The sequence below is a fragment of the Lonsdalea quercina subsp. quercina genome, from assembly GCF_000688655.1.
Classification (GTDB): Bacteria; Pseudomonadota; Gammaproteobacteria; order Enterobacterales; family Enterobacteriaceae; genus Lonsdalea; species Lonsdalea quercina.
The window spans coordinates 20,729-33,779 of sequence record NZ_JIBO01000019.1 but is presented as its reverse complement, the minus strand read 5'-3'; the positions used below and the strand labels follow the sequence as shown (position 1 = coordinate 33,779).

The following is a 13,051-nucleotide window of genomic DNA, read 5'->3' as shown; positions in this document are numbered from 1 at the left end:
CCGGAACCAGAACGTGATATCGACAAGCCGTTCCTGCTGCCGATCGAAGACGTATTCTCTATCTCCGGCCGTGGTACTGTAGTGACCGGTCGTGTAGAGCGCGGCATCATCAAAGTGGGTGAAGAAGTTGAAATCGTGGGTATCAAAGACACGACTAAAACGACTTGTACCGGTGTTGAAATGTTCCGCAAACTGCTGGACGAAGGCCGTGCGGGTGAGAACGTTGGTGTTCTGCTGCGTGGTACTAAGCGTGACGAAGTTGAACGTGGTCAGGTACTGGCTAAACCGGGTTCAATCAAGCCGCACACCCAGTTCGAATCAGAAGTTTATATTCTGAGCAAAGACGAAGGCGGCCGTCATACTCCGTTCTTCAAAGGCTACCGTCCGCAGTTCTACTTCCGTACAACTGACGTAACGGGCACCATCGAACTGCCGGAAGGCGTGGAAATGGTCATGCCGGGCGACAACATCAAGATGGTTGTCAACCTGATTGCTCCGATCGCAATGGACGATGGTCTGCGTTTCGCTATCCGTGAAGGTGGTCGTACCGTAGGCGCTGGCGTGGTTGCTAAAGTTATCGCTTAATTGCTGATAAGAATTGACGCAACATGCGATAAAAGGGCATCATTTGATGCCCTTTTTCTACGCTGTCAGGGTAGAACCTATCTCATCAGCGATTGTGAATTATAATCATTGGTGAGATAGGCTCTGTATAAACGGCGTAATCCCGAATTTCTCCTTCAAAGGCAGTATTCGGTTTGGTTTGCCCTTCATGCTGGGCAAAATTATTTGTCTGAATCATTGTGACAGGTTGGTTTATGAGTGCGAATACCGAAGCTCAGGGTAGTGGACGTGGCCTTGAGATGCTGAAATGGCTGATCGTCGCTGTTTTACTGGTTGCGGCGGTTGTCGGTAATTATTATTACCGTGAGTTAAGCCTGCCTCTGCGAGCATTGGCTGTTGTTATCCTGATCGCTGTTGCGGGTGGTATAGCGTTATTGACGACGAAAGGTAAAGCGACCGTTCTGTTTGCGCGTGAAGCTCGTACTGAAGTTCGAAAAGTCATCTGGCCGACCCGTCAGGAAACGCTACATACCACGCTGATCGTTGCTGCGGTAACTGCCGTCATGTCACTGATTTTGTGGGGACTAGATGGTATTCTGGTTCGTTTAGTATCGTTTATTACTGGCCTGAGGTTTTAAGATGTCTGAAGCTCCAAAGAAACGTTGGTACGTCGTTCAGGCGTTTTCTGGCTTTGAAGGTCGCGTCGCTCAGTCGCTGCGTGAACACATCAAACTCCACAACATGGAAGATCTGTTTGGTGAAGTGATGGTCCCTACTGAAGAGGTAGTGGAAATTCGTGGCGGACAGCGTCGCAAAAGCGAGCGCAAATTCTTTCCAGGTTATGTGCTGGTGCAGATGGTGATGGAAGATGCTAGCTGGCACTTGGTCCGTAGCGTCCCACGCGTAATGGGCTTCATCGGCGGTACTTCTGACCGTCCTGCGCCGATTAGCGATAAAGAAGNCGATGCCATCATGAACCGCTTGCAGCAGGTGGGTGATAAACCGCGGCCGAAAACCCTGTTTGAGCCGGGTGAAATGGTCCGCGTCAACGATGGTCCATTCGCTGACTTCAACGGCGTTGTTGAAGAAGTGGATTACGAGAAGAGTCGTCTGAAAGTTTCTGTCTCTATCTTCGGCCGTGCTACCCCGGTAGAACTGGATTTTGGCCAGGTAGAGAAAGGCTGATTTGAGCGTATATCGCTAAGAATTTCTGCTTGTATATGGCGCGAAAATAGACTACTATTTCGCGCCTTTATTTTATGCGTCTAATGACGTGTAAAACGTTTTTATCACTGCGGGGAGCTTCGATAAACGAAGCGCTATCACCCATTCGAGGAAAGTTAAATGGCCAAGAAAGTACAAGCCTACGTCAAGCTGCAGGTTGCAGCCGGTATGGCTAACCCGAGCCCTCCGGTTGGTCCGGCTCTGGGTCAGCAGGGTGTTAACATCATGGAATTCTGTAAGGCGTTCAATGCTAAGACTGACAGCATTGAAAAAGGTCTGCCGATCCCGGTTGTTATTACCGTTTACTCTGACCGTTCCTTCACCTTCGTTACCAAAACTCCGCCGGCAGCAGTTCTGCTGAAAAAAGCGGCTGGTATCAAGTCTGGTTCTGGCAAGCCGAACAAAGACAAAGTAGGTAAAGTAACCCGTGCTCAGGTACGTGAAATCGCAGAAACCAAAGCTGCGGACATGACTGGTTCTGATGTGGAAGCGATGACTCGCTCCATTGAAGGTACTGCTCGTTCCATGGGCCTGGTAGTGGAGGACTAAGAAATGGCTAAGCTGACCAAGCGCATGCGCGTGATCCGTGACAAAGTTGATGCAACTAAACAGTACGACATCAACGAAGCCGTTGCTCTGCTCAAAGAGCTGGCCACTGCGAAATTCGTAGAAAGCGTTGACGTTGCCGTAAATCTGGGCATCGACGCACGTAAATCTGACCAGAACGTACGTGGCGCGACTGTGCTGCCGCACGGTACTGGCCGCAGCGTACGCGTTGCTGTATTTACTCAGGGCGCAAACGCTGAAGCGGCTAAAGCTGCTGGCGCTGACCTGGTAGGTATGGATGACCTGGCTGACCAGATCAAGAAAGGCGAAATGAACTTCGACGTTGTTATTGCTTCTCCGGATGCAATGCGCGTAGTTGGTCAACTCGGCCAGATCCTGGGGCCGCGTGGCCTGATGCCGAACCCGAAAGTGGGTACCGTAACGCCTAACGTTGCTGAAGCAGTTAAAAATGCTAAAGCAGGTCAGATTCGTTACCGTAACGACAAAAACGGCATCATCCATACCACTATCGGTAAGGTTGATTTCGACGCTGACAAACTGAAAGAAAACCTGGAGTCTCTGCTGGTTGCGCTGAAAAAAGCTAAACCGTCTCAGGCTAAAGGCGTGTACATCAAGAAAGTTAGCCTGTCCACCACCATGGGTGCTGGCTTAGCTGTCGATCAGAGCGGTTTGAACGCCGTAGCTAACTGATAGCTTTTGTTCCTCTTTACTGCGGTGCTGGATTTCTTTATAATCCTACGCCGCGTTGTTCCACTTGTGGGACTGAAGAAGAATTTTCGGTTGGAGCCTGGCCTGATCCAGGCCTCCGTCCAAGACCGCAGGTGNTTCGAAAGAGACTTAATCTTCCTGCGTAGACGGTGACAGAGCCTGAAGAAAAGTTTGACTTGTCTTTACTGGATTCTGCTCACCGTGTGTTAACGCCTGTTGGTCGTTTTGGCTACAGGTGAAGTGAGTTCCGGAGATTTCTCCGGCCAAATCCAGGAGCAAAAGCTAATGGCATTAAATCTTCAAGACAAACAAGCGATTGTTGCTGAAGTCAACGAAGTAGCCAAAGGCGCGCAGTCTGCGGTTGTTGCGGATTCTCGCGGCGTTACCGTAGATAAAATGACTGAACTGCGTAAAGCAGGTCGTGAAGCTGGCGTATACATGCGTGTTGTTCGTAACACGCTGCTGCGTCGCTCAGTTGAAGGTACAGATTTTGAGTGCCTGAAAGACACGTTTGTCGGTCCGACCCTGATTGCATACTCAATGGAACACCCGGGCGCTGCTGCTCGTCTGTTCAAAGAGTTCGCGAAAGCGAATGCAAAATTCGAGGTCAAAGCTGCAGCCTTTAACGGCGAGTTGATTCCGGCGGCTCAAATTGACCGTCTGGCAACTCTGCCGACTTACGAAGAAGCACTGGCACGTCTGATGTCGACCATGAAAGAAGCCGCTGCCGGCAAACTGGTTCGCACACTGGCTGCCGTACGCGACCAGAAAGAAGCGGCTTAATCGTCCCTTTTTACTGGCGTCGTGTTTGCTAACGTATAAACTATTTCTGATTCTTAGGAACAATTGTTATGTCTATCACTAAAGATCAAATTCTGGAAGCAGTAGCAGCTATGTCTGTAATGGACGTTGTTGAACTGGTTTCCGCAATGGAAGAAAAATTCGGTGTTTCTGCTGCTGCCGCTGTAGCTGTTGCTGCTGCTGGCCCGGCTGAAGCTGCTGAAGAAAAAACCGAGTTCGACGTTGTTCTGTCTGCTGTTGGCGGCAACAAAGTTGCAGTTATCAAAGCAGTTCGTAGCGCGACTGGCCTGGGTCTGAAAGAAGCTAAAGACCTGGTAGAATCTGCTCCGGCAGTTCTGAAAGAAGCCATCAGCAAAGACGACGCTGAAGCTCTGAAGAAAGCCCTGGAAGAAGCTGGTGCTTCTGTTGAAGTTAAATAAATTTAACTTACAGGTTACAGCCTGATTTATCAGGCTGATGGCTGGTGGCTTTTTAGTCACCAGCCTTTTTGCGCTGTAGGGAATCAATGGTGTTTCACACTGTTTGACCATTGATTAACCCACAATATTTTTTTCTATCGACGACTTAATATACTGCATCGTTTGCCGCTTTGGCCGCTGAACGTAAATGCAGCGAAATGGTTTAAGAGTGATAGAAACAAGTATTGCGAAAAGTGTTCCACTTTTCGATCGATATAAACGGTGTTGCATGAACTGTCCTTTTTTAGGACGGACAGAGAGGTTCTACTTTTCAGCGAGCTGAGGAACCCTATGGTTTACTCCTATACCGAGAAAAAACGTATTCGTAAGGACTTTGGTAAGCGTCCGCAAGTTCTGGACGTGCCTTATCTCCTTTCTATCCAGCTTGACTCGTTCCAGAAATTCATCGAGCAAGATCCGGAAGGTCAGTACGGTCTGGAAGCTGCTTTCCGTTCTGTATTTCCTATCAAAAGCTACAGCGGTAATTCCGAGCTGCAGTATGTGAGCTATCGCCTTGGCGAGCCGGTATTTGACGTTAAAGAATGTCAGATCCGCGGCGTCACATTCTCTGCGCCGTTGCGCGTTAAGCTGCGTCTGGTGATCTACGAGCGTGAAGCGCCAGAAGGCACCGTTAAAGATATCAAAGAACAAGAAGTGTACATGGGCGAAATTCCGCTCATGACCGACAACGGTACCTTCGTGATCAACGGCACTGAGCGCGTTATCGTTTCTCAGCTGCACCGTAGTCCGGGCGTATTCTTTGACAGCGACAAGGGTAAAACCCACTCATCAGGTAAGGTGCTGTATAACGCGCGCATCATTCCTTACCGTGGTTCCTGGCTGGATTTCGAATTCGATCCGAAAGATAACCTGTTTGTCCGTATCGACCGTCGTCGTAAATTGCCTGCGACGATTATCCTACGCGCATTAAACTTCTCTACCGAAGACATTTTGGGCCTGTTCTTTGACAAAATTGTCTACGAAATCAACGGTAATAAGCTGTTGATGGAACTGGTTCCGGAGCGACTGCGTGGTGACACGGCTTCCTTCGATATCGAAGCCAACGGCAAGGTATACGTCGAGAAAGGTCGTCGTATCACTGCCCGCCATATCCGTCAGTTGGAAAAAGACGGCATCGAAAGCATTGAAGTTCCGGTGGAATACATCGCCGGTAAAGTGCTGGCGAAAGATTACGTCGATGAAAGCACTGGCGAAGTGCTCGCGAATGCGAACATGGAGCTGTCGCTGGATCTGCTGGCCAAACTCAGCCAGTCCGGCCACAAACAGATCGAAACGCTGTTCACTAACGATCTGGACCACGGTCCTTATATCTCCGAGACCGTACGCGTCGACCCAACCCATGACCGCTTGAGCGCGTTGGTTGAGATCTACCGTATGATGCGTCCGGGCGAGCCGCCGACACGAGAAGCAGCAGAAACCCTTTTTGAAAATCTGTTTTTCTCCGAAGATCGTTATGATTTGTCCGCAGTTGGTCGAATGAAGTTCAACCGCTCTTTGCTGCGTGAGGAAATCGAAGGTTCCGGTATCCTGAGCAAAGAAGACATTATTGATGTGATGAAGAAACTCATCGACATCCGTAATGGTAAGGGCGAAGTGGATGATATCGACCACCTGGGCAACCGTCGTATCCGTTCCGTCGGTGAGATGGCTGAAAACCAGTTCCGCGTCGGTCTGGTCCGTGTCGAACGTGCGGTTAAAGAGCGTTTGTCTTTGGGCGACCTCGACACGCTGATGCCGCAGGACATGATCAACGCCAAGCCGATTTCGGCTGCGGTGAAAGAGTTCTTTGGTTCCAGCCAGCTGTCCCAGTTTATGGACCAGAACAACCCGCTGTCTGAAATCACGCATAAACGCCGTATTTCCGCATTGGGCCCAGGCGGTCTGACCCGTGAACGCGCCGGCTTTGAAGTTCGAGACGTACATCCGACACACTACGGTCGCGTATGTCCTATCGAAACGCCGGAAGGTCCGAACATCGGTCTGATCAACTCTCTGTCCGTTTATGCGCAGACCAACGAATATGGTTTCCTCGAAACCCCTTATCGTCTGGTTCGCGACGGCGTTGTGACTGATGAGATTCATTACCTGTCTGCGATTGAAGAAGGCAACTTCGTCATCGCTCAGGCGAACACCAATCTGGATGAAGAAGGTCACTTCATTGATGAGCTGGTGACCTGCCGTAACAAAGGCGAGTCCAGCTTGTTCAGCCGCGATCAGGTTGAATACATGGACGTTTCCACCCAGCAGGTGGTTTCCGTCGGTGCTTCCCTGATCCCGTTCCTGGAACACGATGATGCTAACCGCGCCTTGATGGGTGCGAACATGCAACGTCAGGCCGTTCCTACTCTGCGCGCCGACAAGCCGCTGGTAGGTACCGGTATGGAACGCGCGGTGGCGGTAGACTCCGGTGTTACCGCAGTAGCGAAACGCGGCGGTACGGTTCAGTACGTCGATGCGTCACGTATTGTTATCAACGTTAACCCTGATGAAATGTATCCGGGCGAAGCGGGCATCGATATCTACAACCTGACCAAATATACCCGTTCCAACCAGAACACCTGCATCAGCCAGATGCCGTGTGTGTCTCTGGGTGAACCGATTGAGCGCGGCGACGTGCTGGCCGATGGCCCGTCCACCGATTTGGGTGAACTGGCGCTGGGTCAGAACATGCGCGTAGCGTTCATGCCTTGGAACGGCTACAACTTCGAAGACTCCATCTTGGTCTCCGAACGCGTAGTGCAGGAAGATCGCTTCACGACTATCCATATCCAGGAACTCGCTTGCGTATCTCGTGATACTAAACTGGGGCCTGAAGAGATCACCGCTGATATCCCGAACGTGGGTGAAGCCGCNCTCTCCAAACTGGATGAGTCCGGTATCGTTTATATCGGTGCGGAAGTGACCGGTGGCGATATCCTGGTCGGTAAAGTGACGCCGAAAGGCGAAACTCAGCTGACTCCGGAAGAGAAACTGCTGCGCGCTATCTTCGGTGAAAAAGCGTCTGACGTTAAAGACTCGTCTCTGCGCGTGCCTAACAGTGTTTCCGGTACGGTTATCGATGTTCAGGTCTTCACCCGTGACGGCGTTGAAAAAGACAAACGTGCTCTGGAAATTGAAGAAATGCAGCTGAAGCAGGCCAAAAAAGACCTGACTGAAGAATTGCAGATCCTCGAAGCCGGTCTGTTTGCCCGTATTCACGACGTGCTGGTCAGCGGTGGCGTTGAAGCCGCGAAGCTGGATCAACTGCCGCGTGAGCGTTGGTTGGAACTGGGTCTGACTGATGAAGAAAAACAGAATCAGTTGGAACAGCTGGCCGAGCAGTACGACGAGCTGAAACACGAGTTTGAGAAGAAACTCGAAGCCAAACGCCGCAAAATCACCCAGGGTGATGATTTGGCGCCGGGCGTGCTGAAAATCGTCAAGGTGTACCTGGCCGTGAAACGTCAGATCCAGCCTGGTGATAAAATGGCGGGTCGTCACGGTAACAAGGGTGTTATCTCCAAGATCAACCCGATCGAAGATATGCCTTACGATGAAAACGGTACGCCGGTAGACATCGTACTGAACCCGCTGGGCGTACCATCACGTATGAACATCGGTCAGATTCTGGAAACCCATCTGGGTATGGCTGCAAAAGGTATCGGTGACAAGATCAACACCATGCTGAAGCAGCGCGAAGAAGCGGACAAACTGCGTGAGTTCATTCAGAAAGCCTACGACCTGGGTAACGACGTTCGTCAGAAAGTGGATTTGAACACGTTCACCGATGAAGAAGTGCTGCGCCTGGCAGAAAACCTGAAGAAGGGGATGCCAATCGCGACTCCGGTCTTTGACGGTGCTAAAGAGAGCGAAATCAAAGCGCTGCTGCAACTGGGCGATCTGCCGACTTCTGGTCAGATCACGCTGTTTGACGGCCGTACCGGCGAGCAATTTGAACGTCCGGTCACCGTGGGCTATATGTACATGCTGAAACTGAACCACTTGGTTGATGACAAGATGCATGCGCGTTCTACCGGTTCCTACAGTCTGGTCACTCAGCAGCCTCTGGGTGGTAAGGCGCAGTTCGGTGGTCAGCGTTTCGGTGAGATGGAAGTATGGGCGCTGGAAGCTTACGGTGCAGCTTATACCCTGCAGGAAATGTTGACGGTGAAATCCGATGACGTGAACGGCCGTACCAAGATGTATAAAAACATCGTGGATGGCGATCACCGGATGGAACCAGGCATGCCGGAATCCTTCAACGTCTTGTTGAAAGAAATCCGCTCGCTGGGTATCAACATCGAGCTGGAAGAAAAGTAATACCAGCCCGATTGCGTTGCTGACATTCGTTACAGGGGCACCTGAGTTTGACTCAGGTGCCTTACAGGTCTAACTCCGACAGGAGCCAATCCGTGAAAGACTTATTAAAGTTTCTGAAAGCGCAAACTAAGACCGAAGAGTTTGATGCGATCAAAATTGCTCTGGCATCGCCAGACATGATCCGTTCGTGGTCTTTTGGTGAAGTAAAAAAGCCGGAAACCATTAACTACCGTACGTTCAAACCAGAACGTGACGGTCTGTTCTGCGCCCGTATCTTCGGGCCGGTAAAAGATTACGAGTGCTTGTGCGGTAAGTACAAACGCCTGAAGCACCGTGGTGTTATCTGTGAGAAGTGCGGCGTTGAAGTGACCCAGACCAAAGTACGCCGTGAGCGTATGGGCCACATCGAGCTGGCTTCTCCGACCGCGCATATCTGGTTCCTGAAATCGCTGCCTTCCCGCATCGGTTTGCTGCTGGATATGCCGCTGCGTGACATCGAACGCGTCCTGTACTTCGAATCCTATGTGGTTATCGAAGGCGGCATGACCAACCTTGAAAAGCGTCAGATCCTGACTGAAGAACAGTATCTGGATGCGCTGGAAGAGTTTGGTGACGAATTTGACGCCAAGATGGGCGCCGAAGCTGTTCAGGCCCTGTTGAAAAACATGGATCTGGAGCAGGAGTGCGAACAGCTGCGTGAAGAGCTGAACGAAACCAACTCCGAAACCAAGCGTAAAAAGCTGACCAAGCGCATCAAGCTGCTGGAAGCGTTCGTACAGTCCGGTAACAAACCGGAGTGGATGATCCTGACCGTGCTGCCTGTTCTGCCGCCGGACCTGCGTCCGCTGGTGCCGCTGGATGGCGGTCGTTTCGCTACGTCGGATCTGAACGATCTGTACCGTCGCGTGATCAACCGTAACAACCGTTTGAAACGCCTGCTGGATCTGGCTGCGCCGGATATCATCGTGCGCAACGAAAAACGTATGCTGCAGGAAGCGGTGGATGCGCTGCTGGATAACGGCCGTCGTGGTCGTGCCATCACCGGTTCCAACAAGCGCCCGCTGAAATCTTTGGCCGATATGATCAAAGGTAAGCAGGGTCGTTTCCGTCAGAACCTGCTGGGTAAACGTGTCGACTACTCCGGTCGTTCCGTTATCACCGTAGGTCCGTACCTGCGTCTGCATCAGTGCGGTTTGCCGAAGAAGATGGCGCTGGAACTGTTCAAACCGTTCATCTACGGCAAGCTGGAGCTGCGTGGTCTGGCCACAACGATCAAAGCTGCCAAGAAAATGGTTGAGCGCGAAGAAGCGGTTGTATGGGATATTCTGGATGAAGTTATCCGCGAACACCCGGTGCTGCTGAACCGTGCGCCTACCCTGCACCGTCTGGGTATCCAGGCTTTTGAACCGGTTCTGATCGAAGGTAAAGCCATCCAGCTGCACCCGCTGGTTTGTGCCGCGTACAACGCCGACTTCGATGGNGACCAGATGGCTGTTCACGTACCGCTGACGCTGGAAGCCCAGCTGGAAGCGCGTGCGCTGATGATGTCTACCAACAACATCCTGTCTCCGGCGAACGGCGAGCCTATCATCGTTCCGTCTCAGGACGTTGTATTGGGTCTGTACTACATGACTCGCGACTGTGTTAACGCCAAAGGCGAAGGCATGGTTCTGACTGGACCGAAAGAAGCTGAACGCGTCTATCGTGCTGGTCTGGCTTCTCTGCATGCGCGTGTAAAAGTGCGTATCACGCAAGAGATCAAGAATATTGAAGGCGAAACCACGCATCAGACCAGCATCATCGATACGACCATTGGTCGTGCGATTCTGTGGATGATCGTGCCGAAAGGTCTGCCGTTCTCGATCGTCAACCAGCCTCTCGGCAAGAAAGCGATCTCCAAAATGCTGAACACTTGTTACCGCATTCTGGGTCTGAAGCCGACCGTTATCTTTGCTGACCAGATCATGTACACCGGTTTTGCTTACGCAGCGCGCTCTGGTGCGTCCGTAGGTATCGACGACATGGTTATCCCGGCGAAGAAAGCCGAAATCATCGAAGAAGCCGAAACCGAAGTCGCCGAGATCCAGGAGCAGTTCCAGTCTGGTCTGGTGACGGCGGGCGAACGCTACAACAAAGTTATCGATATCTGGGCTGCGGCGAACGAACGTGTTGCCAAGGCAATGATGGAAAACCTGTCTGTTGAAGACGTGGTCAACCGCGATGGCGTTGTCGAGCAGCAGGNGTCCTTCAACAGCATCTTTATGATGGCTGACTCCGGTGCTCGTGGTTCCGCGGCGCAGATTCGTCAGTTGGCGGGTATGCGTGGTCTGATGGCGAAGCCGGATGGTTCCATCATCGAAACGCCGATCACCGCGAACTTCCGTGAAGGTCTGAACGTACTCCAGTACTTCATCTCAACCCACGGTGCTCGTAAAGGTCTGGCGGATACCGCACTGAAAACCGCAAACTCCGGTTATCTGACCCGTCGTTTGGTCGACGTGGCGCAGGACCTGGTAGTGACGGAAGACGATTGCGGCACGCACGAAGGCATCATGATGACGCCGGTCATCGAAGGCGGCGACGTTAAAGAACCGCTGCGTGAGCGTGTTCTGGGTCGTGTGACGGCTGAAGACGTTCTCAAACCGGGTACGGCTGATATTCTGGTTCCGCGTAACACGCTGTTGAACGAACAGTGGTGTGACCTGCTGGAAGAAAACTCCGTCGATTCGCTGAAAGTCCGCTCTGTCGTAAGCTGTGAAACCGACTTTGGCGTGTGCGCCAAATGTTACGGTCGCGACCTGGCTCGTGGTCACATCATCAACAAGGGTGAAGCCATCGGGGTCATCGCGGCACAGTCCATCGGCGAACCGGGTACCCAGCTGACCATGCGTACCTTCCACATCGGTGGTGCGGCATCTCGTGCGGCAGCTGAGTCCAGTATCCAGGTGAAAAACAAGGGTACGCTGAAACTGAGCAACGCCAAGTACGTTACGAACAGCGCAGGCAAGCTGGTGATTACTTCACGTAACACCGAGCTGACGCTGATCGACGAATTTGGTCGTACTAAAGAAAGCTATAAAGTGCCTTACGGTGCTGTGATGGCGAAAGGCGACGGCGAAGCCGTAGCGGGTGGCGATACAGTCGCGAACTGGGATCCGCACACCATGCCGGTCATCACGGAAGTGAGCGGTAACATTCGCTTCACCGACATGATCGACGGCCAGACCATTACGCGTCAGACCGATGAACTGACCGGTCTGTCCTCCATCGTGGTTCTGGATAGTGCAGAGCGTACCGGTGGTGGTAAAGAACTGCGTCCGGCGTTGAAAATCGTTGATGACAACGGCGACGACGTTCTGATCCCGGGCACCGACATGCCGGCTCAGTACTTCCTGCCAGGNAAAGCGATTGTCCAGCTGGAAGACGGCGTGAAAATCGGCTCTGGTGACACCTTGGCCCGTATTCCGCAGGAATCTGGCGGTACCAAGGATATCACCGGTGGTCTGCCGCGCGTTGCTGACTTGTTCGAAGCCCGTCGTCCGAAAGAGCCGGCAATCCTGGCTGAAATCAGCGGTATCATTTCCTTCGGTAAAGAAACCAAAGGGAAGCGCCGTCTGGTGATCACGCCGGTTGACGGTAGCGATCCATACGAAGAGATGATTCCGAAGTGGCGTCAGCTCAACGTGTTCGAAGGCGAACGTGTTGAACGCGGTGACGTGATCTCCGATGGTCCTGAGTCTCCGCACGACATTCTGCGTCTGCGCGGCGTACATGCGGTTACGCGTTACATCACCAACGAAGTGCAGGAAGTTTACCGCCTGCAGGGCGTTAAGATTAACGATAAGCACATCGAAGTTATCGTTCGTCAGATGTTGCGTAAAGGCACCATCGAAAGCGCTGGCAGCACTGAGTTCCTGGAAGGCGAGCAGGCTGAAGTGTCCCGCGTCAAGATCGCCAACCGTCAGTTGGAAGCCGACGGCAAGCTGCCGGCAACCTACAGCCGTGACTTGCTGGGTATCACCAAAGCGTCTCTGGCGACCGAGTCCTTCATCTCTGCGGCCTCGTTCCAGGAAACGACTCGCGTACTGACCGAAGCGGCAGTGGCTGGTAAGCGTGATGAACTGCGCGGTCTGAAAGAGAACGTGATCGTGGGTCGTCTGATCCCGGCCGGTACCGGTTATGCATACCATCAGGATCGTATGCGTCGCCGTCAGGCGGGCGAACCCGTCGTCGTACCTCAGGTCAGTGCGGACGAAGCTTCCGCTAACCTGGCTGAGTTGCTGAACGCCGGTTTCGGCAACAGCGACGACAAGTAACGTCGACGCTGGATGATAAAAAACCGCTCCCCGGAGCGGTTTTTTTATGCATAAAAAGCGAGTGATGAAAGACATAAAACAGAGGAATAAGAG

The 13,051-nt window shown here is 52.3% G+C and carries 9 protein-coding genes; all 9 read left to right on the top strand.

Annotated elements, in window-relative coordinates; all coding sequences use genetic code 11:
• Positions 1–585: EF-Tu C-terminal domain-related protein (locus RZ35_RS15955; RefSeq protein ID WP_026744201.1), on the top strand; the 585-nt coding region annotated here is incomplete at its 5' end.
• Between the two features lie 233 nt (positions 586–818).
• Complete coding sequence (gene secE, locus RZ35_RS15950) at positions 819–1,202, top strand: preprotein translocase subunit SecE (RefSeq protein ID WP_026744200.1); 384 nt, start codon at positions 819–821, stop codon at positions 1,200–1,202.
• 1 nt (position 1,203) lies between these two features.
• Positions 1,204–1,749 carry a transcription termination/antitermination protein NusG gene (gene nusG / locus RZ35_RS15945; RefSeq protein WP_026744199.1) on the top strand — a complete coding sequence of 182 codons (546 nt, stop codon included), beginning with the start codon at positions 1,204–1,206 and terminating at the stop codon, positions 1,747–1,749.
• Between the two features lie 159 nt (positions 1,750–1,908).
• Positions 1,909–2,337, top strand: a complete 429-nt coding sequence (gene rplK / locus RZ35_RS15940) for a 50S ribosomal protein L11 (RefSeq protein ID WP_004929911.1) — start codon at positions 1,909–1,911, stop codon at positions 2,335–2,337.
• A 3-nt stretch (positions 2,338–2,340) separates the two neighbouring features.
• Positions 2,341–3,045 (top strand): 50S ribosomal protein L1, encoded by a 705-nt coding sequence (rplA, locus tag RZ35_RS15935; RefSeq protein ID WP_026740924.1) that lies wholly within the window; start codon positions 2,341–2,343, stop codon positions 3,043–3,045.
• Positions 3,046–3,348: 303 nt separating this feature from the next.
• Positions 3,349–3,846, top strand: a complete 498-nt coding sequence (gene rplJ, locus RZ35_RS15930; RefSeq protein ID WP_026744198.1) for a 50S ribosomal protein L10 — start codon at positions 3,349–3,351, stop codon at positions 3,844–3,846.
• Positions 3,847–3,914: 68 nt separating this feature from the next.
• The gene (gene rplL, locus RZ35_RS15925) at positions 3,915–4,283 is read left to right on the top strand and encodes a 50S ribosomal protein L7/L12 (protein WP_026740922.1); all 369 of its coding nucleotides are present in this window, start codon (positions 3,915–3,917) and stop codon (positions 4,281–4,283) included.
• 330 nt (positions 4,284–4,613) lie between these two features.
• Entirely contained in the window at positions 4,614–8,642 is a 4,029-nt protein-coding gene (rpoB, locus tag RZ35_RS15920) for a DNA-directed RNA polymerase subunit beta (RefSeq protein ID WP_026744197.1), read from the top strand.
• Positions 8,643–8,734: 92 nt separating this feature from the next.
• Positions 8,735–12,958, top strand: a complete 4,224-nt coding sequence (gene rpoC, locus RZ35_RS15915) for a DNA-directed RNA polymerase subunit beta' (RefSeq protein ID WP_026744196.1) — start codon at positions 8,735–8,737, stop codon at positions 12,956–12,958.
• Positions 12,959–13,051 lie beyond the last annotated feature (93 nt).